The 23,947-nt window shown below is 62.2% G+C and carries 20 protein-coding genes; 7 read left to right on the top strand and 13 right to left on the bottom strand.

Translation table 11 applies throughout. The annotated features are described in order from the left end of the window. The first annotated feature begins 3 nt into the window (after positions 1-3). The 5 genes from VHE12_05400 to VHE12_05380 all read left to right on the top strand — a co-directional run bounded on the left by VHE12_05400 (position 4) and on the right by VHE12_05380 (position 6,009). Positions 4-1,146, top strand: coding sequence for an SRPBCC family protein (locus tag VHE12_05400; protein HVZ80225.1), 1,143 nt, complete (start codon positions 4-6; stop codon positions 1,144-1,146). A gap of 10 nt (positions 1,147-1,156) precedes the next feature. Then, complete coding sequence (locus tag VHE12_05395) at positions 1,157-1,738, top strand: YIP1 family protein (GenBank protein HVZ80224.1); 582 nt, start codon at positions 1,157-1,159, stop codon at positions 1,736-1,738. Between the two features lie 10 nt (positions 1,739-1,748). Then, on the top strand, positions 1,749-2,570 hold the full coding sequence (locus VHE12_05390; protein HVZ80223.1) for a hypothetical protein: 822 nt from the start codon (positions 1,749-1,751) through the stop codon (positions 2,568-2,570). Between the two features lie 344 nt (positions 2,571-2,914). Then, entirely contained in the window at positions 2,915-4,723 is a 1,809-nt protein-coding gene (locus VHE12_05385) for a vWA domain-containing protein (protein ID HVZ80222.1), read from the top strand. Beyond that, positions 4,720-6,009: a PorV/PorQ family protein gene (locus VHE12_05380; GenBank protein ID HVZ80221.1), complete on the top strand. Its 1,290-nt coding sequence runs from the start codon at positions 4,720-4,722 to the stop codon at positions 6,007-6,009. The genes VHE12_05385 and VHE12_05380 overlap by 4 nt, the downstream gene beginning before the upstream one ends. 15 nt (positions 6,010-6,024) lie before the next feature. On the opposite strand, the gene VHE12_05375 is transcribed toward VHE12_05380, so the two are convergent. Further along, positions 6,025-6,966 carry a hypothetical protein gene (locus VHE12_05375; GenBank protein HVZ80220.1) on the bottom strand — a complete coding sequence of 314 codons (942 nt, stop codon included), beginning with the start codon at positions 6,964-6,966 and terminating at the stop codon, positions 6,025-6,027. A gap of 236 nt (positions 6,967-7,202) precedes the next feature. Here VHE12_05375 and VHE12_05370 point away from each other — a divergent pair, with 236 nt between their 5' ends. Both VHE12_05370 and VHE12_05365 read left to right on the top strand, forming a co-directional pair. Then, positions 7,203-8,045, top strand: coding sequence for a hypothetical protein (locus VHE12_05370; GenBank protein ID HVZ80219.1), 843 nt, complete (start codon positions 7,203-7,205; stop codon positions 8,043-8,045). Positions 8,046-8,073: 28 nt separating this feature from the next. Next, a complete protein-coding gene (locus VHE12_05365; GenBank protein ID HVZ80218.1) occupies positions 8,074-8,289 on the top strand; it encodes a hypothetical protein in 216 nt (71 codons plus the stop codon). A gap of 12 nt (positions 8,290-8,301) precedes the next feature. On the opposite strand, the gene VHE12_05360 is transcribed toward VHE12_05365, so the two are convergent. The 12 genes from VHE12_05360 to VHE12_05305 all read right to left on the bottom strand — a co-directional run. After that, positions 8,302-10,458, bottom strand: a complete 2,157-nt coding sequence (locus VHE12_05360) for a family 43 glycosylhydrolase (GenBank protein ID HVZ80217.1) — start codon at positions 10,456-10,458, stop codon at positions 8,302-8,304. Between the two features lie 114 nt (positions 10,459-10,572). Then, complete coding sequence (locus VHE12_05355) at positions 10,573-11,229, bottom strand: LPP20 family lipoprotein (GenBank protein ID HVZ80216.1); 657 nt, start codon at positions 11,227-11,229, stop codon at positions 10,573-10,575. Between the two features lie 62 nt (positions 11,230-11,291). Continuing rightward, positions 11,292-12,656 (bottom strand): hypothetical protein, encoded by a 1,365-nt coding sequence (locus VHE12_05350; GenBank protein HVZ80215.1) that lies wholly within the window; start codon positions 12,654-12,656, stop codon positions 11,292-11,294. A 7-nt stretch (positions 12,657-12,663) separates the two neighbouring features. Then, positions 12,664-13,317: a hypothetical protein gene (locus VHE12_05345; protein ID HVZ80214.1), complete on the bottom strand. Its 654-nt coding sequence runs from the start codon at positions 13,315-13,317 to the stop codon at positions 12,664-12,666. Positions 13,318-13,458: 141 nt separating this feature from the next. Next, positions 13,459-13,905, bottom strand: coding sequence for a hypothetical protein (locus tag VHE12_05340; GenBank protein ID HVZ80213.1), 447 nt, complete (start codon positions 13,903-13,905; stop codon positions 13,459-13,461). Between the two features lie 172 nt (positions 13,906-14,077). Further along, positions 14,078-14,362 carry a hypothetical protein gene (locus VHE12_05335; GenBank protein HVZ80212.1) on the bottom strand — a complete coding sequence of 95 codons (285 nt, stop codon included), beginning with the start codon at positions 14,360-14,362 and terminating at the stop codon, positions 14,078-14,080. A gap of 465 nt (positions 14,363-14,827) precedes the next feature. Then, positions 14,828-17,524, bottom strand: a complete 2,697-nt coding sequence (locus VHE12_05330) for a hypothetical protein (GenBank protein ID HVZ80211.1) — start codon at positions 17,522-17,524, stop codon at positions 14,828-14,830. Between the two features lie 12 nt (positions 17,525-17,536). After that, positions 17,537-18,013: a hypothetical protein gene (locus tag VHE12_05325; GenBank protein ID HVZ80210.1), complete on the bottom strand. Its 477-nt coding sequence runs from the start codon at positions 18,011-18,013 to the stop codon at positions 17,537-17,539. A 277-nt stretch (positions 18,014-18,290) separates the two neighbouring features. Further along, complete coding sequence (locus VHE12_05320; protein ID HVZ80209.1) at positions 18,291-18,896, bottom strand: hypothetical protein; 606 nt, start codon at positions 18,894-18,896, stop codon at positions 18,291-18,293. Positions 18,897-19,223: 327 nt separating this feature from the next. After that, the gene (locus VHE12_05315) at positions 19,224-21,569 is read right to left on the bottom strand and encodes a hypothetical protein (GenBank protein ID HVZ80208.1); all 2,346 of its coding nucleotides are present in this window, start codon (positions 21,567-21,569) and stop codon (positions 19,224-19,226) included. A gap of 18 nt (positions 21,570-21,587) precedes the next feature. Next, on the bottom strand, positions 21,588-21,953 hold the full coding sequence (locus tag VHE12_05310; GenBank protein ID HVZ80207.1) for a hypothetical protein: 366 nt from the start codon (positions 21,951-21,953) through the stop codon (positions 21,588-21,590). 609 nt (positions 21,954-22,562) lie between these two features. Beyond that, positions 22,563-23,947: hypothetical protein (locus tag VHE12_05305; GenBank protein HVZ80206.1), on the bottom strand; the 1,385-nt coding region annotated here is incomplete at its 5' end.

Below are 23,947 nucleotides of genomic sequence, written 5' to 3'. Positions count from 1 at the left end.
ACCATGGAGACCCACAGTCTTACCCCGCTCGACAAATTCCTCCCCGATTGGCGCCTGCGCCAAGTGGACCGCATCGATGTGACCACGCCGGCCGACCAGGCTTGGGCCGCCGCGCGAGAGCTCGATCTTTACCGACTCGGTTTCGTGAAAGGCCTCTTTTGGCTGCGGACGGTCCCGGACCGCCTCCTCGGCCGGGGCCCCAAGATGCCGCCTCAAATGACCATCGACGACATCTTCAGGATCCCGGAGCCGGGTTTCCGGTTGCTCGAGGAACAAAAGGGCCGGGAGGTCGCCCTGGGCGCCATCGGTAAAGTATGGAAGTTGAAGATCCCCTTCCTGGAGGTCCCCGCCTGGGAATGGCGGCGTTTCCACGACCCCGGTTTCACCAAGGTGGCCTGGAGCCTTTCGGTCGATCCCCTTCCCGGGGGCGGCTCCACCCTCAAGACCGATGTACGCGTCACGGCCACCGACGAGGTCTCCTGGCGGAAGTTCCGGGCCTATTGGTCGCTCATCGGCCCCTTCTCCCACGCCATCCGGCGGGTCCTCCTCGCCCATTTCAAGAAGGCGCTGGGGGAACGACCGGCCCCCGACCCCGAATCCCTCGCCCTTTTCGGCGACGACCTGATCCCCCGCCCCAAGGCCCAGCTCACCCTGAGCCGCCTCATCGAGGCCCCGGCCTACCGGGTCTGGCCTTGGCTGGCGCAGATGGGCTGCCGCCGGGGCGGCTGGTACAGCTACGACCGGCTGGACAACGGCGGCGTTCCCAGCGCCCTCTATGTCCACCCGGAACTCCAAAGGATCCAGGTCGGCGACCTCTTCCCCGCCACCCCGAAGGACACCGGCGGCTTCGCGGTGCTCCGGATGGAAATGGGCAGGGGCCTGGTCCTCGGGTCCCCTGAATTGCTCCCACCGGAACTCCGGAAAGGGGCCTGGGGTCTTCCCTACCGCTCCACCTGGCAGTTCGACCTGGTCCCCCACGGCCGGGACGCCTGCCGGCTCTATGTGCGGGTCCGGGGGGAATTCGAGCCGGGACTCAAAATGTCCCTGGGGGGGCCGATCATCCTGCTCGTCCACCGCTTCATGGAATCCGAGCAACTGAAGAACCTGAAATCGCGTTGTGAAGCGGCCTCTCTCGGCGTTGCCTAGGTAAGACCCTATGACCTTCCAGGATTTGGCCGGGAACCCCCGCCGCGGAAAGATCGGCTTCCTGTCCATGCTGTCCGTGGGTTTGGGCTACTCTCTGGTCGCCCATTTCCTGGACCTGCTCCACGCCCCTCCCGTTCCTCCGCCATTCCTCGCCATCCCGGCCGACCGTTATTTCCATTGGGCCGCCTGGTTCTACGCTCCCGGGATGCTCCTGGGCTGGATCCTGGCCTCGGCCGTGATACAGATCTTCTCCAGGCTCCTAGGGGGCCAAGGAAAATTCGAGGATACCCTGGCATTGACGGGCTGGGCCTCCGCCTTGGGGACCCTGGCGACCCTTCTCCCGGACCTGGTCCTGACCTTGGTCCAGGTCGCCGGCTGGATGGATTACGGTCATTGGCGGGGATCGGTCGACCACGGGGGCCCCTGGTTCTATATCGTCTGGGCCTACCTGTTGCTTTACCTCGGCCTTTTCCTTGTTTTCTATCCCCAGGTCGTGTGGACCGTTCACCGCCTCTCCGGGAGAAGGGCCGTGGGGGCCGGCTGGACCGGCTTCCTGGTCTACCAGGGTTTTCTCATGCTATTCGCCAGGTAAGGAGCGGACCATGAATGAAAGATCGAAGGGACCGGACTTGGGAGCGATCCCCCTCCTTTCCTATCTGGCCGCCTTGGCCGTGGCCATCGACAGCATCGGGGGCATCTGGCTTCCTTCGACCTACGCCCGGGAAACACCCTCCTGGGCCGCCCAGGGAATGGGCCAGGATTACGTGGACCTCTTCTTCGTGGTGCCTTTGATGCTGGCGGTCACCTTCCGGGCCGCCCGGGGTGGCCGGGTGGCCCTCCTTGTCCTCGGCGGCCTCTTGGGGTACCTGGTCTATTCCTTCACCCTTTACGCCTTCTGTGTGCACTTCAACAGACTCTTCCTCGTATATACAGCCGCCCTTGGGACCTCGGGTTACGGCCTGGTGCTGGTCGCCTTGAGGCTCCAAAAGGAAAGGGCGGATATCTGGTTCGACCTGGAAAGCCCCACCCGTTTCCCCGCCCTTTATCTCATCCTCACCGCCCTGGTCTTTTATTTCCTTTGGCTTTCCGAGGACCTGCCCGCGCTGGTCCAGGGGACCTATCCCAAAAGCCTGGACGAGGTGGGGCTTCCTTCCAATCCGGTGCACGTCCTGGACTTGGGGTTCACCCTTCCCGCCATGGTCCTGGCCGGCTGGGCCCTCCTCAAAAAAAGACCCTTCGGCTATTTCTTTTTCCCCACCGTGATGACGCTTTGTGCGGTGATGGCGGTGGCCATCGGAGGGATGACGGTGATGATGGCCATGAAAGGGATCACGACGGACCTGACCATCACCTGGGTCTTCGGCGGGATGGCCCTGGCGGACCTGGCGGTCCTGATCCATTTCTTGAAGCGGCTCAGGTCATAAGATCGCCCAAAACCTGGGGCGAGTGGGGGCCGGTCGTCTTCTTCGACCCGAAGGAAGAGCGCACCCGGGAGTTCCTCAAGGCGGTCCTTGAGGCCTGACCCGTTGTTCCCCGAGAAAATCATCGATCCCTTCAAACGTTTTAAGCCAAGCTTTATCCATCAACCAATGTCGGATCGAAAGAACATGGTTTCACAGGCTCCCCATCCTCAGTTACTATCACCCATCCTTCCTTGAGTCGTTCCCCACTTCGTCCAGGGAAAATTTAAAAGAGGTCCTATCACGTGACGGGAAAAAATTGGTTCCAAGAGGTTAAACGCAGAACCCTATTGGTCATTGGGATTTCCATGGCTGGCCTGTCGCCGGCCTTGGCCCAGATCGCGGCCATCCATAAGACCATGAGCTTCCCCGAACCGAACAACGGCGCCCCGGCCACCGTCTGCATCACGGTGGACACCGCCAGCGCCATCCCCTTGGCCGACATCCTCTGGGTCGTGGACCGATCCACCTCCATGAATTCCGGGATCTCGCAGATCAAGGCCAACATCGCCAATTTCACTTCCCAACTCTCCGGGCAGAACATCAATTACCGCATCGGGCTCATCACCTTCACGGGCACCACCGGCCACCCCAACATCACCAATTACGGTTACGCCTCCAGCGACTCGCAGTTCGAAGGCTGGCTCACCGCCATCACCACCACCGGCGGGGTCGAACCCACCCTGCAGGCCGTCACCCTGGCCGGGGCCGGACCCTGGCGTACCGACGCCTCCCGCACCATCATCCTGGTCACCGACGAACGCGTTGACTGCGCCGAATACGGCAGCGGTCCCCTGACCATGTCCTCGGTGGCCGCCAGCCTCTACGCCCAGGGCATCGTGATCCACGGCGTCACCAACGACCTCGACCCCACCACCGCCCCCGAGAACCGCTGTAACCCCAAGACCCTTCCTCCCATGGCCGGAGGCACCTGGCTCAACTACTCCGCGCCCGCCTCCCAGTGGACCACCTTCCTCGGCGACCTGGGACGTGTCACCGCCCAGCTCACGAACCTCGTCATCCACGATCCCCTGCCCACCGGGCTCGCCCCCGTGGCCGGAACCTACGGCAGCGCAACGCTCAGCGGCAATGAACTGATCTGGAAACAACCCGCCATGGACCGCGGGGACACCTGGCAGGTCTGCTTCCAGGCCAATGTCACCGCCCCACCCGGCACCACCCTTTCCAACACCGCCTATTTCTCCGCCGACCAGGTGCCTGAGATCAGCTCCAGTTCCGTTTCCTATACCCTGAACACACCGACCATCACGGCCACCCATACCCCCACCCAGACCGCGACCCGGACCCCCACTTCCACGGCCACCGCGACACCCAGCCACACCGCGACCCCGACGGCCACGAACAGCGCCACTTCCACCACGACCAGCAGCGCCACTTCGACCCCGACTTCGACCACCACTTCCACACCAACGGCCACCACGACCAACACCACCACGAACACCGCCACCTCCACGGCCACGGATTCGGCCACACCGACCGCCACTAACACAGCGACCTCCACGGCCACTTCCAGCGCCACCTCCACACCGACGGATACGGCGACCCGAACGGCCACTTCAACACCCACGCCCACCGCCACCGATACGGCCACGGATACCGCGACCAACAGTGCCACCTCAACGGCCACCTCCACCGCTACTTCGACCGCTTCCCCAACCACCACTTCCACCCCGACCGAGACCGCGACGGACACCACGACCTCCACCGCGACGGATACGGCGACCAACACCCCCACCCCGACCCTGACCCACACCGCCACCGAGACCCCCTCGGTCACGCCCACCTTCACCTTCACCAAGACCCCCACCCTCACCCCGGCCTCGGCCTTTACGGTCTACCCGAACCCTTACAACCCCGGCACCGCCGTGCGCGGGACCGTGAAGGTCCTGGGCATGCCGGCCGGCGCCAGCTTCAATGTCTACACCGTCTCGGGTGAACTGGTGCACAGCCAGGTGGCCTCGGGTGGACCGGTGGAATGGGACGGCCTCACGACCGGCGGGCGGCCGGTGGCCGCGGGGACCTACTATTACGTCATTCGCCAGGGCTCGAACACGCTGGCGACCGGCGTACTGGTCATTTGGAGGGATAGGCCATGAAAAAGGGACCCTTCCTGGCCGGGATGCTCCTGGTCCTCCCCTTCCAGGCCTTCGGCGAAGCGGGTTACACCAGCGCCAACTTCCTGAAGATCGGCACCGGCGCCCGGGCGGCCGCCATGGCCGACAGTTTCACCGCGGTGGCCGACGACCCCACGGCGCTCTACTGGAACCCGGCGGGCCTGGCGCTCCTTTCGGGCACGGGCCTTTCCACCACCCACGGCCAATGGCTCCAGGGCGTCACCCAGGACTACCTGGCCCTGGCCCACAAGCTCCCCGACGCGGGCGGGGTGGGCTTGGGCCTCACCCTGCAGGACACCCAGGCCTTCCACGCCACCCTCGAGGACCCCCTGGGCAACTACGCGGGGACCGGCGGGGCCGTCTCGGCCTCCGACTGGGCCCTGTCGCTCGCCTACGCGGACAGCCTGGGCCGCTTCCTTCCCGGGGAACTGATGGCCAACACCTACGCCGGGCTCAAGGTGAACATCCTGGGCCAGGACACCCCCAGCTTGGGGGACACCGCCCTTTCCTTCGACGCGGGTTTCCTGCATTCCATCCCCTCGGCGCACCTTCTCTTCGGGCTGGCGTTCCAGAACATCGGCACGGACCTGCTGGACCACTCCCAACCCTTCCTGGTCAAGGCGGGGGCCTCCTGGTACCAGCCCGCCGCCTTCGCTCCCGGCGACCGGCTGACCCTGGCGGTCGACAGCGACATCCATGAGGACACGGGCTTCCAACCCAGCTTCGGCGCCGAGTACCGCACGCCCCTTACCCAGGACCTGGCGGGGGCCCTTCGCACGGGGGTGCGCACCACCGACGACCTGCAGGGTTTCTCGGCCATGACCTTCGGGGCGGGCCTGCAGAAGGATTTCGGGGACCTCGCCGCCGGGCTCGATTACGCCTTCGTGCCCTACGGGGCCATCGGCGCGACCCACCGCTTCACCTTGAACATTTCCTTACCGCAGGGAGGATCCCCGGCCGGAAGACAGGACCTGTCGGCACCCGCCCAAGGGGTTCCCCCCGCGGGCTCGGTCCCGATGGTGGGTCCGGCACAAGCTTCCCCGGGAATGGATGAGCTTCGTTATTCCGCCCAAAACAAGAACCCCTCCAATAATCAACTGGAAATGGGCCGTCAGGCCATGGACGCGGGAAAATTGGACGACGCGCGCAGGATCCTCCAGGAGGCCCTCGATCAGGACCCCTCGAACACCACCGCACGCCAGTTGTTGGGGAATTGTCTGGTCAAGATGGGCCGCTTGGACGAGGCCCAGAAACTATTCCAACCCTAATAATTACGAGCGGCCCTAAGGCCCTCCGATGACCAGGAACTTGCCTTTGTAGGACACCCGGTCCCCGTTCCGGATCATGTAGAAATAAATGCCCGCGCTCACCGGAACACCCTTCTCGTTCTTTCCATTCCAGACCGCTGTGAAAGGGCCCCCGTATTGGAAGGCCGAATCACTGATCGTGACCACTTTTTCCCCCGCAACGGTATAGATCTCGGCCCGGGATCCCGGCTCCAGGCACCCGATCTTCATCACCCCATCCACCGCGTAGCGGGGATTGAAGGGGTCCGGCCAGACCAGCGGCACGCAGGTGGGAGTGGAGGTGGGCGTGAAGGTCGCCGTGGTCGTGGGGGTGTAGGTGGGGGTCATGGTCGGCGTTAGGGTGGGAGTATAGGTCGGCGTCATGGTCGCGGTCTTGGTGGGGGTATCGGTGATGGTCGGTGTCGGGGTGTCCGTCGCCGAGAATTGGAAAGTGAAGGTCGGCGTAGGGGTCCGGGTCCAGGTCGGCGTGAAGGTCGGGGTCGGGGTGAAGGTGTTGGTGGGGGTGCAGGTCGGGGCGGTGCTGATGTTGCACCAATCCAGGCCATAGGACCAGCCGGTCGAGGTATCCCCATTGCAGTTGGGAATGACCTGGACGGTCACGAGATTGGAGCCGTTCAGGTTCAAAGGCACCGTGCCCTTCGCCCCAACGCAACCCGTATCGAAAAGGGTCACGCCCCCGCTTAAAACGAGGATCCGGTCCGGAATGGACTGGGTATCATAAAAGAAAGTGAAAGCACCCGATGTCACACCGAGGTCGTAGATGCCCGTCACCGGCTGGTTGCCGCCTGCCACGACCTGGGGATTGCAATTGCAGTCCGCGGCAAAAAGCGGTGACACGGCCAGGAGCAGGAAAGCCACGGGAAGGACAAGGCGGTGGACCGGGATCGGACGAAAAGCGATCCTTTCAAGGTGGCTCATGTTCCGGTCTCATCTTTCAAAGAAAATAAGGCTCAAGACGGCGACATCCATTGGCAGGAAGGATATCGCATCCATCGGTAAATCGGAAACCTTCCGAACCTTCCCTTGAAGTGACCGTTAAACCGGATAAGGGGCTTTCAGGCCTTTTAGAGGGCTAAAGGGTGGTACTATTGGGCCGTTCTCGGCTGTCAGAACGAAATCCTCCCAGGACCCGGATGAAACCAGGCCATCTTTTCTTGATCGCTCTTGTGGGGGCGGCCCTGTTTGCGGCTTCCTGTTCCCGGGACATCGTCGTCTCCCCCAACCCCGTCGCCCTCTATACCCATACCCCCACGCCTACGAACAGCCCCACGATCACGCCCACTTCCACTCCCACCGATACAACGACCCTGACCCCGACCCCGACTCCTTCCCGGACCTTCACGCCGACCCTCACTCCCACGTCCTCGTTCACCCCGACCTTCACCCCCACCTTTACGTCCACCTACACCTTCACCAGCACGAACACCGGCACACCCACTTCCACCCCTACGGCGACCCATACCCCGACCGTGACCGACAGCCCCACTGACACCCCCACCGACACTCCCAGCGATACGCCCACGGTCACGCCCACCGATACCCCGGCCTTCGTCTGCGGCGCCACGCCCGTCGGCGCGGCCGCCTACACCGAAGTGGAACTCCCCACCCAAGGCGGCCCCACGGGCACCAACGACTCCTGCGCCACCGCCGAGAACATCGGGACCGTCTATTCGGGCACGCCCCTGGTCATCTCCGGCGTCCTGAACCCGGCGGGCACCAATGCCTACAATGGGGACACGGACTATTACCTTTTCACGGCCGGTTCGACGGGGACCTATACCCTCACCGTGGACTGCTATTCGACCGGCTCCGACAGCAATTTGTTGGACATCGTCATCTTCGACACGGGCTGCAACTACCTCTTTGATCCCGGGCCTGCCCAGCCGGGCAATTCGGCGAACGCACCCCTGAACCCGGGGGACAGTTTCTATTTCATGATCACGGCCTATAGCGGCGCGGCCCCCATCCCCTACCACTTCACCATCACGCCGCCTTGAGGGGACCATCTTGAACGGGAGGAAAACCATGCGACGATCGACGGTCTTGGGAATGGCGGTGGTCCTTCTGCTCGCTTGCGGTCTAGCCGTCGCGGGCGAATGGAGCTCAAAGGTCCCCGCCGGCCGGCGCGTCGGGCCCAAATACGGCGACTTCCTCAAGAAGGAACGGGTTCCCGCCCGACCCAAGAGCCAAGGGTCGAAGAAGATCGAAAAGAAGGACCCAGGTTCCCCGAAGGAACCTTGAGGCAGGACCCGCTCAAGGCCGCCGTTCGATCTCCAGGGCGCAGACCTTGGCCTCCCCGGCGGAAGCGGCGAAACCCAGGGTGATCTCGCCTTCCTGGTTCGGGGATACGTCGTCGAAGCTCTTTTCGAGCGCCCGATCGGATCCCCCCGCTTCTTCCAGGATGTCGAAACCCGTGAGGACCTTCCGACCGTTGATCGAAAGGTCGAAGACCCGCTTTCCCTTTTCCCGCACGCTGGTCTCGGCGAACTTGAGGCGCACCCGGTACTTGCCCGGCGGGACCGGAAGGGTGTAGCTGAATTCCCTGCCCTGACGCTCATGCTGGAACAGCTCCGCTTCCCGGGTCCCCGCGATGCCGCCCCATGAGCGGGAGGTCTCCCCGCCCGAATAGCCCAGGTCCCAGGACCAGAGGTTCCCGGCGCGGTCCCGGTAGTCCTCCCGGTCAGTGAGGATGCGCCAATGGTCCGTGGGGGTCAGGGGCGTGGGGGCGGGCCTGCGGGTGACGGCGCCGATCGCGGGGACACTGTCCGGCGTCAATTCGAACCACCCGAAATCCGCGTAGGCCTCCGAGGACCTCCCATGGGAGGTGGCGTAAAGGCCCAGGACCGTCCCCGTAAAGCCGCCCGCCTTCTCCCGGGAAAGGTCCGCGCTGGGCGAAACGGCCAGGGTTTTCCAGGTCTTACCGTCGATGGACCAGGCGAAGCGGTACTTGGCTTCGTTGCCCGATATCTCCAGTTGGACCTTGTCCGACGCAAGCGGCCTTTGGGCGATCCAGTGGTCCCGGTTCTTGATCCGGTTCCTCACGAAGAGTTGGACCTGGCCGCCCAAGCGACCGACGCCGATCTCGTAATGGTTCCCTTCGTCGGCCCTCACGCAAAGGCCCGCCTCCTCCCCGTCCTGCCGGGGCGCGAATTCCAGGGCCGTCCGGGCGGTGAAACGCAAAGCCGGTTGACGGACCCCCACGAAAGCGGGTGCCTCCCAACGGCTGTCAAGACCGTCCTTGGCCGCGTGCAGGCGCAAGTATCCCGGACGTTCCTCCAAAGAGACATCCTTCGGGTCGCCATTTCGGATATGGAGCCATTCGGGCCCCAGGCCCTTCGAGCCCTGGGTGAAAAGGGTCCTTGGAGGATTGGCCTTCACGGGGAACGGCTTCAACCGGGGTGCCGCCATCCGCAGGGCGACGTGATGGTCGTTGCCCACCACCGGCCAGCCATCCTTCGTCCAATGCACCGGCGCCAGGAAGGTCTCCCGGCCCAGCACCGACATGCCCTGATAAGGCCGGGTCCCCAGGAAGACCGCCCACCAACTCCCGTCCGGGGCCTCCACCAGGTCGGCGTGTCCCGCGCATTGGATGGGGCTCCGGGGTTCGTCCCGTTCGGTCAGGAGGGGGTTGTGGGGACTGGAAACAAAAGGACCCCAGGGGCTCTCCGACCGGGCCACGACCTCCTGGTGATGGGTCTCGGTCCCCCCGGTCGCGCTGATGAGGTAATAGTTCCCTTGGGCCTTATAGAGATGCGGGCCTTCGTTCCATTCCCCCGGGTATTCCCAGATCTTCCTCAAGGGACCCTTGAGCTTCAGGCTGGAGGGGTCCAGTTCCCCTTGGGAGATGCCGTTGCCGTTGTCGGCGCCCGCCCGGTGGTAGTAGATGCGCCCGTCGTCGTCGAAGAAGAGGGACCCGTCGATGCCGTAGTCGCCCAGCCAGACCGGGTCGGACCAAGGGCCCGCCGGGTCCCTGGCGGTCACGATGAAGTTCCCGCCCCCGCTCACGTTGTCACAGATCAGGTAGAAGGTCCCCTTCCAATAGCGAAGGGTCGGCGCGTAGAGCCCGCCCGAATCGCTCGCCCCTTTCAGGGGCAGTTGGCCGGGCCGCACCAAGGCGTTCCCCACCTGCTCCCAATGCACCAGGTCGCGGCTGTGATAGATGGGAAGCCCGGGGAAGAACTCGAAGGTGGAGTTGGTGAGGTAGAAATCGTCCCCCACCCGGCAGAAGGAGGGGTCGGGATGGAACCCGGTCAGGATGGGATTCTGAAAGGTCCGGGCCATGGTCTTGGCCTCCAAGGGAGCGGCCGCTCCGGCGAACAGCAGGGCGGAAAGGGCCCAGGCGAAAAAGGGGTCCTGGCGGACCTTCCGGTCCCTGGTCGGGACGGATCCACGGCTTTTGTGGGATCGCATGGCGCCCATTCTAACTTCCAACGAGGTGGATCGTTCCGAAAACCTCCGCTCGGCCAATAAAAAAGGCCGGGGAGGTCCCCCGGCCTTTTCGCGTCCTGGGATGTTCCGTCCGTCCTACCGGGTCGAGCCCATTTCCACCGCGGGCGCCGACTGGTTGGCCCCGATGATCTTGTCCTCGTGCTGGCGCTGGTCGGCGACCTCCTTGTCCAGATCGGCCATGGCGGCCTTCATGTCCTGCTGGGTCGCCAGCTTGTGCTGGCTCTTCAGGGCCCGCTTCAAGGCGGCCTCATAGGCGTCATAGAGCCCGTCGCCGATGTCCATCCGGGCCAAGGCATAGAGGGCGCCGGTCTCGGGGTCGGTCCAGCGGTCCACGATGTGGCTTCCCACCAGCACCTGGTCCACCACCTGCTTGGACACCACCGTGGTCATCTCGTCCGATCCCGCGGTGTTGGCCTGGTCGAAATAGTCCTTGTGGTCGCTCATGTAGTCGGAGGTGAGCTTCTTGACGGCCACCTTGAGCTGCGCCGCCAGGTCGGCCCGGGCCCGGCTGTCCGCCTTCTCGCGCATCAGGGAGATGTTCGGTCCCTTATCGGCGATGCCCACACCCTCGACGATGGAGCCCTTGTCGCCCATGTAAACGCCGCCCTTGTCCACCCAGGCCGGCTTGACCGGTCCTTCCACCTGGGCCTCGGGCTTCACTTCCGCCTTGTTCCCGCCGCAACCGGCCGCCAGCAGGCCCGCCGCCAACAAACCCATCAGGATCTTCTTCATCGTAGCCTCCTCGAGAATGGAACGACTTTTACGGACAAAAAAACCGGGCTTGGGGCCCGGGATCAGGTGATCCCCCAATTGCAGAAGAAGCCGATCCCATATTGGGAACCCTCATTATAGAGGCCGTTGGGGATCCATTGGCAATCCAGGCCGAAATCCATGGTCTGCAGGAACATACCGCTCTTGTGGAAAATGGTAAATCCACCGCCGAAGACGAACCCGCCCGAAAAGCCGCTGACCAGATCGTAGGTTTTGCCGGAGTCCGGGTCCTTGGCATCGATGACGGACCACTCTCCCACCAACCCGACCTTCAGGAAGGGAATATGGGCGTCCGATTTGACGGTGCGCAGGTATAGGTGGGCATCCACCTCCACAGGGATGTGAAAGCCGTAGGTATCCCAGCCCAAGTCCTTATAGGGGCTATTAGCCGTGATCTGGTTCCCCCCCAGGTCAATGCCTAGCCCCAAACTGGCGCTGAGTCCCCAAATGTCCTTCTCATAGGAATATCGGCCATAAAGGGAACAGCCGAACACTGGATCGACCCCCGTGTAATAGAGCCAACGATAGCCCCAACCGATGTTGGAGAAGGCCTTGCCGGGCAGGACCGCCTCGGCCACGTTGGGCATGTTCCAGGGGTCCGCTTCCTTGTTGTAGGCCCCCCCGATATAGGAAGGGCTCACCTGTCCGTAAACTTCCTTGTCGTAGTTGTTGATGATGGCCTTGTATTGGTCGATGCCGATATAGGCCAGGTAGGTGACCTTGTCGTCCCGGGGGAACTCCTTCAGGAAGCGGGTCGTGATGGCGTTGCGCACGTCCTGGATGTCCCGGAGCTTCTCATGGATCAGCTCTTCCTTGAGCTCCTCCATCGCGGCGGTCATGTGCTCCACGTCGTCCATGTCCTCGACCGTCTCCACCTTTTTTTTGTAATAGTACTTGCCGCCGTCGGTGAGCATCCGCAAGCGGGCCATGTTGTCGTTGTATTCGGCTTCCTTCTGGCGGATCTTGGCCAGGGCGTCCTGGATGATACGCTGGGCCACCGGGCGGGAGACCGAGGCCTGGGTGGTGACCAGGTGGTCCGCTTGGTCCACCTGGGGGCGGGAGAGGTCCACTTCCCGCAGGAGCTGGACCACCCGGGTGACGGTGATGCGCTTGAAGAATTCGCGGGTCTTGCCGTTCTCCTCGACCGTCTTGTCGATGGTGACGTTCTTCACGTAGGTGAGGATGTTGGCCGAAAGGTCCTGCCGGGCCTTGTCCTGGGAGGCCTGGATGGCCCGCGGCAGGTCGTCCGGGCCGTCGAACTTCTCCGTGCCCCATCCCTGGATGGGCCCGTTCGGGGAGGGCGTGGCCCCCCGGGCGGCGGGAAGGAAGGGTCCCAGCGTCAGGAGCAACAGGAGGGACCCGGCGCGCATCAGGGAAAAGGGTCGCATGGGCCGCCTACTTCTTGCGGGCCGCGTTGGTCAGCACGGTCCCGTCGTCGAAGACCACCTTGCGCACCTGGACGGACACCCGGGCGGTGCCGTTCTTGGCGCTTTCCCAAAGCAGGTCATAGGGTTCCCCGTTGATATAAGGATTGTCCTTCCAAACGAAGAAGGCGTCGTTGCGCATCTTCTCCCCGGGGTCGATCGACACCTCGTCATCGTGGGAGAACTGGAAAAGGAGCTTGTGGAAGGAGTTGGTGATCCTCACCGTGACCGAAACCCCCACGACCTTGCGGGAACTGTTGTTCTGGTAGTGGAGGAAGAGCCGCACCGCGTCGGACCCGTTCACTTCCGACTTGTCCAGGGTGGTGTCCCAGACCTCGACCGCCTCCGCGGCGGTCCGGGGATCCCCGGCGGGCTGGGCCGCGGGGGCCGGCGCCTCCCCTTCTTGCTTGCGGCCGGGTTGGGCGTAATCCCAGGTGAAGTCGCCGTGCAGGTCCACGACCCGCCCATCCTTGAGCGTCACGCTCTCCTCGACGCCCTTCTTGAAGTTGGACTCGAAGGCCTGGTCGTCGATGACCGGGGTGATCCTATTGGGCGCGGCCCCGACCGGGGCCGAGAGGATGGAAGATAAGAGCATCGCGCAGATCAGGATTGCCAGGGGTTTCATAAGGACCTTTCAGATAAAAAAGTGGGCCAATTTTATTCCATCCGGACCTTCGCGGGGGTAAATCTTTCGGGCCGGGACTTGTCCCGGATCCATATGGATCGGGGGACTTCGGGGAAAGGAACGGGCGGGACCGCCCTGGGCCTAATCCAGGTCGAGCTGGGCCGGGTCCTCGCCCTGGTAATCGGCGATCTCCACCAGCCGCTCGTTATAGCCCTTGAGCCAGACCTGCAGTCGGGGCGGCTCCTCCACCTCGGGGGCGAGGAACAGGTCGTTGGTCCGGCGGATGCAGTCCAGGGCCTTATGCAGGGCCGACCGGTCCGGCGCCGCCAGGCAGACATAGAGGTCGGTCGGGGTGATGCCGATGGAATGGCGGCATCCCATGGCTTCCCCCTCCAAAGCCAGGGAATAAGGGAAGAAACCGCTGACCGCGCCGGTCGGCCAGGAACAAAGCGCGAAATAGGCCGGGAGGGTCTTGCGCAGGATGAGCCTCTCGTCGACCTCACCGCTGACCAGGAAGACCGTGGTCTGGAGCTCCTTCAACAGGCCGGCGAAGATCGATAGGACCTTCTCGGCTTCGGTTTCGGTCATGGGGACCTCTTTGGGGGAAGTCGGAATGCCCATCAATACCATCCAGGCCGCCAAAAAGCCAGCGCAGGTTTTGGGTCGGGGCCATCCGTTCCCCTCCCCGGACCAAAGATCCCCAAAACAAAAAAGCCGGCCCCCCTCCGGGAACCGGCTCCCAACGAACGACCGTCACATCTCAATCATGCCCGCAGCCCTCCCGGTCGTTCGATCCGAACTGGTGGAGGTGGCAGGTTCCATCCCAATGGTCCACACCCTTGAAACCCTTGAAGCCTCCTTCGCATGGATGGTTATCCACGACCGGGGTCGGGGTGGGATCCGCCTTGCGGGAAGGCGTCGGTTTCGCATCGACCCCACCGGTGGAACTGTCCGTGGGGGCCGTTTGCCCCAGGATCAAAGCGGGCATTGCGGCCGCCAACACCAGGGCCAAGACCATCAACGAGACCTTTTTGTGTCTTTTCATCTCATCCTCCTCGCGGAACGTCATGCGACCAAGGGGCTAGGTTTCAGCCTAGGAGGGGGTTGTTCCCGGGGTGACCGGGAGAGGAACGATGGCTTGCCTCGTCACGGGGCCATCATTCCGGGGGAAAAAAATAAGGAACGGTCCCCGCCTGAAGCGACCAGGAAGGGGCCGAAAACCCGGACTACCGCCTTGAAGGGGAAAACCTAAAAGATCGGAAGACCGGGGATGAATGGAACTTTTGGTGGGCAAACCAATGGAACGGATCGGAGTGGCTAAAAGCGCTGGAAGAGGACCTCTGTCGGGAAGCCGTTCTTCTTATCAATAGGCTAGCACTGTCATTCCTTGAACACCAACTTCACCCAACGACCAAACCCGTGACAAGGGGCTTCCCCGTTGGGGAAAACCGTTTTCCTGGTTTTTTTAGGGAAAGATCGAGGAACCGGCCGAAAGGGCCGGGGGGCGGGATCAGAAGGGGGCGAATTTCTCCACGCGATTGGTGCCGGCCGCATCTCCCACATAGACGTTCCCGGCGCTGTCCACCGCGATGCCCGTGGGATAGTTGAACTGGCCGTTCCCCGAGCCGGCGCTTCCCCACTGGGTCAACTGGACCCGGCTGGGGTTCAATTTGCGCACCCCGGGAATGACGCTGTCGGACACCAGGAAATTGCCCGCGGCGTCATTGGTGATGTAGTCCCAGCCGCTCACGCCCTGGTTATTGACGAAGCTCCCGGTGGATTTGTTGTACCAGCCCAGGGTGCCACCATCGAAGACATAGACATAGTTGGCGTCAAAGGCGAAGGCCGCCACCGAACCGGACACGGTGAAGTTGACGAGCGCGCTCCCGCCGGTCGGCGCGTAGCAAAAGACCGAAGCGCCGCCGCCCACCCAGACGTTGCCCGTATAGGGGTCCACCTTCAGGTCCGCGGCGCCCCCAAGACCGGTGACCTTCCAGGCGAAGGGGTTCCCGCCCACCAGGTCGGTGCGCACGATCGAGACCCCCGTTCCGTCATATCCATCGGCGGTGAAGATGGAGGTCCCGGCCGAATTGACCGCGAGCCCCTCCACGTTATGGCCGTCGGGCCAGCTCCCGATGTAAGCCCCGGTGGAACCGTTGTAATACTGCACTTGGAAGGCGTTGGGTCCGCTGACATAGACCGTGACCGGGCTGGAGCCGTTCACCGCGACATAGCTGACATCCAGGATCGTGTTGGGCGCCGATCCGGCGATGTTCAGCGACCAAGGATAGACCGCCGTGTTGGTCGCCGTCGGGGTGAAGGTGAAGGTGGGCGTGAAGGTCCTGGTGGGGGTGCCGCTGGGCGTCGCCGTGGCAGTCTGGGTGATGGTGTTCGTCGAGGTGCCCGTGGCGGTATCCGTGGGCGAGGAGGTGGGGGTATGGGTCGGACTTGCGGTCGCCGTATCCGTCGGGGTGGATGTCGCCGTGCGGGTGGGGGTTTGGGTGGGACTGTCGGTGACCGTCTGGGTCGGGGTGCCCGTGGGCGTGGCCGTGAAGTCGTTGGAGCAGAAATCCAGGATATAGGGCATGCTGAAGGGGTAAGAGAACCCGCCCGAGACCACCGGGGAGAAGGTCGTCCCCATGTAATAGGTTGGGGTCGAATTGGTGCTGTCGAAGGGCCAAGTCCCGCCCTGGAACTCATAAGCCACCCAGTAGCTCCCCGCCGGCAGGTAAATGTCGGAGATATCCAAGACCACGGTGGTGGGCCCCGTCAGGCTGGCGACGGAGGAAAGGGTCAAGAGGCTCACCGGCGCCGTGCCGGAACCGTTATCCGAATAGATCGCGGCCCTGACCGAACAATTGATGCCCGAGGAATTGCCCGTGATGCGCACCCGCTTGACGTAAGCGTTGACGCCTAGGTCCACCCGCGAGGCCAGGGCGATGGGATTGTTCCCGCTGCCATCGCTGAGACCATGGTTGATGGTCGCCGGGAACCCGGCGCAGCCCGAGGTCTGGGTCGGGGTGGGCGAATAGGTGAAGGTGGGGGTGAAGGTCACGTCGCTGGTGCAATAGTCCAGCGCCGCCGGGATCCCGAAAGAATCCGGGGTGGCCCCGGACCCGTTCGCGGGTAGGGTCGTCCCCAGACGCACGGTCGGATTGAGCGCGGTCGGATATTGGATGGGGAAAGTGCCGGACGCTTGCGTCGCATAGGCCACCCAATAGTCACCGGGGGGCAGGAGCATATCCGGGATGTCCAAGGTCAGCGTCACGGCCCCGACCAAGCTACCCGAGGTGGACCGAACGATCATGGCCCCGGGCTTGGTGCCGGACCCGTCATCCGCGTAAAGGGCCCCATCCAGGGCGCAATTGGTGGAGGAATCCCCGACAAAACGGATCTGTTTGACCCAACTGTTGTAGTCCAAATGGACCTTGGCCGCCTTGGCGGCGATACCGCCACCATTATTGTTCGTGATCAGCACCCCTGCGCTGGAACCGGCCCCGGCACAGCCGGAGGTCTGGGTCGGGGTAGCGGTGGGGGTATCCGTGGGAGTGGATGTCGGGGTGGCCGTCGCCGTATCGGTGGCCGTGCTGGTCGCCGTCGAGGTCGGTGTGTCCGTGGCCGTGTCCGTGGCCGTCGAGGTGGCCGTGCTGGTCGCTGTCGGGGTCGGCGTGTCCGTGGCCGTCGACGTGGCGGTCGAAGTGGCCGTATCCGTGGGCGTGTCCGTCGCCGTATGGGTCATGGTCACGGTCGGGGTCGAGGTGGGCGTGGAGGTCGCGCTCGAAGTGGCCGTATCCGTGGCCGTGTCCGTCGCCGTATAGGTCATGGTCACGGTCGGGGTCGAGGTGGGCGTGGAGGTCGCGCTCGAAGTGGCCGTGTTCGTCGCGGTGGCCGTGGACGTCGAAGTGGCCGTATCCGTCGGGGTCGCCGTGGCGCTATCCGTGGCCGTATCGGTGGCCGTGGCGGTGGCCGTGTCCGTGGGGCTGTTGGAAGGGGTGAAGGTGGTCGTCTCCGTCGGGGTTTCGGTGGGGGTGAAGGTCGGGGTGGCGGTGAAGACCGGCGTCTGGGTCAACAGCTTGTCCCCCAGCCGGTCCACGGCGCTCTTGATCGCCCGGATGATGCCCAAGTGCAGTCCTCCCGCCATGGCCCAGTTGGGGGCCAGGCAGGCCAGAAAGGCGACCGCCAGGAGGATCGGTTTGATTCGCTTCAATTCAACAGCCCCTTAAAAAGGATAGAAGTAAACGCCGCCCTCGAAGACCCATTCCACATCCCCCAGGGAGACCTGGTGGGAGGAGAGGTCGATGACGGGCATGGAAAAATCGATCAGGACGGAGAGGTTCCGGTCCATGAAATAATCCAACCCCACCAAGGGGGCGATCTCGTAACCGCTCCCGGAAACCTGGAGGGTGTTGTTGGAATTCATCGTGTCGAAGGTGAAGTAGCCGAACTCGGCCCCCGTCTGCAGGCTGAAATTGCCGTAACGCAGGAAGCTCCAATAGCCCCGGGCGGCGTAGACATCGATGCCGTCCCCGGTGGCGAAGCGCGCTTCCAGGCCCAGGTCATTGTTGAAGAAGTACTTGGCGCCCACGTAGGGCCAGCCCACGCCCAGGGAGAACCCGGGGCGGATGTTGGAATCCATGACAGGGGCGGGGGTCGCCACGGGTCCGGCCGTCTTCGCGGCCTTGGCTTCCTTGGCCATGGAAGGAGCAACGGCCCCAAGGAAAGCCAGAAGGAAGAATGAAATTTTGAAAAGAGACGATTTCAAACCGGTTCCCTGTTCAGGACGGGACCAAGGGTTGAACCTTTTCCCGATCGAGGTCAAAAAAAGCCCCCGCGAGGGGGCCGAAAGATGCAGGACTTTATCCTGCGGAGGAAGGCCCGGCAACCTTTTATTGGCCTTGCCGTGAAAATTCTTTGTGAACATTCCTGTCGGAAGTCAAAAAAGGAGCCAGGCCGACGGGACCCTTACGTGCGGATCAAGGACAGGCCCAGAATCCGTAAAGCTGGGGTTGGCAACAATAGCTGAAGTTGGCCGAGGGATAGGTGGAAGGCAGGGCTCCAGCCCCCGGGTTGGTCGGTTGGACATTGGTCCCCGTGCTGGCCGTGACCGAGTAAAACAACTCACCCGGGCTTCCGACCGCCACCCAATAGGTCCCCGCGTAGAGGACCAGCGGGGTCGAAAGGGTGACCGTCACCGGGCTGAAAGGACCGCCGGGACAACTGCTGATGACTTGGCTGGCCGCGGGGCCCATCAGGGTGCCCGGTCCGCCTGAAGCGTCCGAATAGATCCCGAAGTAGGCCGTCGTTGGGCCGCTTGAGCCGCAGATCCCGGCGGCAATGGCCGTCACCGCGCCGTTGGAGGCCATGGTGAATTGCGTGGCCATGTTGGTGCTGCTTTGGGTCGAATTGACCCCGTCGGTGGTGGTCAGGCCGAATTGGCCGCTGGCACCGCTACAGGTCAGGGTCGGGGTATAGGTGGGCGTGGGGGCCGGCGCGGCGGGTGTTTCCGAACATCCAGTATTAAGGAAGATCGCCAGAACGGGCGTCAGGCAGAACAAGAGGATCCACAGGCGTTTTTTCATGGTTCGGTTCCATTCCGAGGATTTTGGTGGGCACATTAAAGGACCCAAAAGAAGGGAATGCAAACCAAATGCAGTTAACAAAGATCGGATGACCATGGGGATCGGCTAGGGTCTATGGCCTGGATCGCGGCATCGCCTCGGTGGCAGATGGGACCGGAGAGGCGGCGAAAAAGTCCGCCTCGAAATCGCTGGGCGTCATGCCCTACGCGGTGGACCCGGATGTGGCGGAGAGGCTTTGGAACTCGGTAAAGAGTTGGGAGAAAGCTGAAAATCCAAAAGTGTAAAATGGTGGCCTGGCCCTTTGTTCTCGACCCTTTTGATGAATGCTTAATGGCAATAAAGCTTACGAACGCGATCATTCCCTGAATCAACAACATAAACATCACCCGCGTTGTTCACGGTTAATCCTGAAATGAAACCAGAAAATTCAAACTGTGCCGAAGTCGCCGGGCCACCATCTCCCGAGAAACCATAGGATCCATTCCCGGCAATCGTGGTAATGGTTCCGATGGGATCCACCCTGCGGATCAAACTATTGCTAAAATCGGTATAGTAGAGGTTCCCCCAACCATCCAAAACAACCCCACGGGGTGACAGTTGAGCTGAAGTGGCGGGAACCCCGTTCCCCAGGTAATTGGTCCCACCGCCTGCCCACGTGGTGATGATCCCGGTCGTATCCACTTTCCGGATCCGTCCATTAAAGGAGTCCGCAATAAAAAGGTTCCCCACACCATCCACTGCCACTCCAAGAGGGTAATACAATTGTGCCATCGTGGCAGGTCCTCCGTCCCCCGAGTAACCGGGCCCTCCGTAACCAACGGCCGTCGTGAGGATCCCTGAAGGATCTACTTTCCAGATCCGGGAATAGTTCTTATCCGAAATATAGAGGTTTCCCGAGTTATCGACCGCCACTCCCGTGGGCCCACCCATGACCACTAAAGTAGCCGGGACGCCATTCCATGCGTAACTGACGCCTCCCCCGGCCACTGTGGTGATGGTCCCTGTTACGTCCACCTTCCGGACCCTTCCGTCAGCGTAATCCGCGATGAATAGGTTTCCCGCGCCGTCCAAGGCGATCCCGGCAGGATTACCCAATTGGGACATAGTGGCAGGACCGCCATCACCGCGACCACTGGTTCCACCCCCGGCCACCGTCGTGATGATCCCGGATGGATCCACCTTCCGGATCCGATCATTTATGCCGTCTGAAAAATATACGTTTCCCGAATTATCCATCGCCACACCATTGGGACCCAGTTGTACCGTGGTCGCAGGACGGCTATCGCCCACGTAAAAAGTGGTCCCATTTCCGGCGACCGTCGTGATATTGCCGGTTGTATCGACCTTTCGGATCCGGTTCCAACTCGAGAACAAAAGGTTCCCCGCTCCATCCAAGATCAGGTTCGAAGGCTGTTGCAGTTGCGCCAAAGTGGCGGCTCCCCCATCTCCAGGAATGCTGGCCCCACCCCCAGCTACGGTCGTGATCATCCCTGTCGTATCCACTTTTCGGATACGGTTATTGCCCCTATCCCCGATGTAGAGATTATCCCCGCCGTCGAAGACCAAACCAGAGGGTTGGTTCAAATACGCCAAAGTAGCTGGGCCACCATCCCCAAGGGGTTGGTAATTTCCATTACCCGCCACGGTGGTGATGTTCCCCGCCAGATCCACTTTCCTGATCCTGAAATTTTGGGTATCGGCCATATAAAGATTCCCCAAGCTATCCCAGGTTATCCCGGAAGGGCTGTTCACTTGCGCCAGAGTGGCCGGGCCACCATCTCCGGAAAAACCATAGGTCCCATTACCCGCCACCGTCGTGAGAATCCCGCTTGTATCGACCCTACGAACCCTGGTTCCGTCGCCAAAATAAAGGTTTCCCGCACCATCGATAGCTAGGCTCGTAGGACTCAATTGCGCCAAGGTCGCAGGGCCGCCGTCTCCCGGGACATTGGAACCGCCTCCAGCCACCGTGGTGATCACCCCTGTCGTATCCACCTTCCGTATCCGTCCGTTGTTATTGTCGGCGAAATAAAGGTTCCCACCAGCGTCCAAAACAACTCCACTCGGGTTATAGATCCTCGAAGTAACGGCAGCTCCTCCATCCCCCATGAACCCCTGGACGCCGGTCCCCGCGATCGTGGAAATAATACCTGTCGCATCCACTTTCCGAACGCGGTCGTTGTTCGTGTCCCCGAAATAAATATTTCCAGCGGCGTCCATCGCCAAACCGCTTGGCCCAATGGAGGTCGAAACAGCCTGGTCGCCATCCCCGACCCCGCCGCCCGCGAACGTGTCGACATAATAAGTGCAAGCCGGCGTCAAGGTCCCGGACGGTGTCCATGTTTGCGTCGGCGTCCAGGTATAGGTCCAGGTCGGCGTCCAAGTCCGCGTAAAGCTCGGGGTCATGGTCGGCGTCCATGACGGGGTAGGCGTGATGGTCGCGGTCGAGGTCAATGTGGACGTTCCCGTAGGCGTGGATGTTACTGTCAAAGTCGAAGTCATTGTCGGCGTTCGGGTGAAAACAGGGGTCGGGGTCCCGTGGAACCTCAAGGAGTGTTTGATGGCCTGGATAGGCCCAAAATTGAGCTCCGCCGCCGCTGGAAGGACGAACACGGTCAGCAGAGCAGGGGCCAAGAGCAGACCCAGGAATCTTTTATTTTTGTTCTTTGGCATTTTCTTCACTCCGGCGTTTTAAAAGGGATAGAAGTAAACTCCGCCATTGATGACCCACTGGACATCCGAAAGGGTGACTTCTTGCCAGGACGGAACAATGACAGGCATGGTCACATCGAAGAGGAGCGAAAAGCGTTGGCCGAACTGGTAATCCACCCCCACGAAGGGGCCGGCTTCCCAGCCATGCCCGGAAACACGAAAGGTATTGTCCGCGTTCATCGTATTGAAGCCGAAATAGCCGACTTCGGCCCCCGTGAGGATGTCGAAAGGCCCCTGTCGGGCGAAGCTCCAATAGCCACGGCCCTGGAAAAGGTGGACCCCATCCTGGGCGGCAAAGCGGAACTCGGCCCCAAGTTCCCCGTCAAAATAATCCCGCACACCCACGTAGGGCCACCCAACGCCGAAACTGATCCCCCTGGGGGCTTGGGCTCCATGATCGGACTTTAGGACAGAAACATCCCTAACCTGACCGGGGACTCGGGCCGGGCCATTCAAGGTTTGTGAAGAAGATGGAAGGAAGGACAAAAAGAAACCGGCGAAGAGAAAAACGGTCCATTGGCCCAGAAAAGATCTCATATAAGCCCTCGGATCTTATTAATATCCGGTCATTTTAGTTTCAAAAGGTCCCAAAGCTAATATCTTTCGACACGATTCCCGATTTTGTGCAGTATCGGTCAAGACGCAAAAGGAATGGGCAGGGTCCATGGCCAGGATCGCGATGTGGCCCCGGCATACCTACCCAATGACCACAAGTCATTGGGTACGAATGGGTAATCCCGGACCCATGCGACTTCCCACGGGAAAGAGCATAAAAAGGATCCGGGAGTGGATCTGGCGGAGGATACCGCCAAGAAGTTCGCCTCGAAATCGCTGGGCGTCATGCCCTACGCGGTGGACCCGGAGGCGGCGAAGAGGCTTGGGGAACTGTGTGAACGGTTCGCGGAGAACGGAAAACCCAAGGATCTAGGCCCAGCCCCTTCGTTCTATTTTCATTCATTCTTGGATGACCAAGACCGAATAGGCCTCCAGGGATGGAAGCACGACCTTCAGTTTCCTATCCGAATAGCTGTATTTCAACGGCTGGTCGGAGGAGCGATCGGGTGAAGCCCAAGTGACCGTCTTGGGGGAAGCGTCCAGGGGGACCGTGACCAGGACGTTGCGCTGTTCCTGGAACCCCTTGTCATAGTTGTGGTTCACCAGATGCACCAAGACCCGGCCCTTCCCTTCCATCACCGACACCATGGCGCCGGGGAGCGAACAGGCGGCCTCTTTGTCCGACGGCTCGACCTGGTGATAGAGGGCCGCGTGGGAACGGTAAAAGGCGGTGTAGCTTTTGAAAAAGGGCATCATGCCCTGCTGGTCGGCGGTAGGTTCGCCGGTGGCGGTCTTCAAATGGAAGGCGTAAAAGATCCCGTTGGCGTAGGCCTCGGCGGCGTAGAGCCGCCAATAATCCTCCCGTTCCTTTTGGGGCAGGGCCGTGTAGCGGTTGAGGGTGGGCGTGGGCCAGTCGATGAAAAGCACCACCGGCGCCCCCGGCGCCAATAGTTTCGACTGCGCCCGGAAGCGGCGGAACACGCTTTGCAATGAGACCTTCCCGTTCAAATGGCCGTCGATCACCGGCGTGTAATCGGCCATGCTCCCGTTGTCCCCGTCGTGGTTGTAATCCCAGAGGCCGATGCTCTCGAAATCCACGTTGGGCAGGATGCCGTTGCCCGTGATGAGCAATTTCCTCCCGTATTTTTCCTGGGCGTAGTCCTTGAGCTTGCGGACGATCTCGCCGAAATAGCGGTAGGGCTCGGCGGCGGCGGTGAAGCTCTTGGCCCCCGGCTCCACGTGGTCGTCGTAGGTCCTTCCCCATTCCTGGGCCAGCGGGTTGGCGGGTGACAGGGGGCTGTTGGTCCAGCCGTTGTCGGCCAGGTAGCGCAGGTAATTGAAATTGCGGCGCAGGTCCCCCGGCGGCAGGTCCCGTCGCAGCATGTTCCCCGGCTTCATCCCGAAGAGCTTGCCGAAGTCGGTCCCTGCCGGGTATTTGGCCAGCAGGTAGGCGTTGAAATCGGCCAGGTGGTAATCGTCGAAACCCTCGTTGTTGTCGTAGTGTTCGCCCTGGTAGTCCTGGTCCACCTCGTCGAAGAAGATCCCGTCCACACCGCCGTCGATCTGCACCTTGCCGATGTTCACCAGGTAATCCCGGTATTCGGGGGAGGCCAGGCTTCCCCGGTGGGCCCCGGGCACGATGTTGTCGTGGGGCACGATCTTGCCCGAGGCGTCCCGGCAGGCGATGCGGTCGAAGTCGTCCGGGGAGAACTCGTCGGCGAAAAGGACGGTCGCCGTGGTGCCGCCGATGAAGCGGATGTGCCCGGCGTGGCATTGGTCCACGT

This window comes from bacterium (assembly GCA_035549195.1).
In the GTDB taxonomy this organism is placed as follows: domain Bacteria; phylum Oederibacteriota; class Muellerivitia; order Muellerivitales; family Muellerivitaceae; genus DASZRK01.
This window is presented reverse-complemented; position numbering and strand designations above follow the sequence as displayed.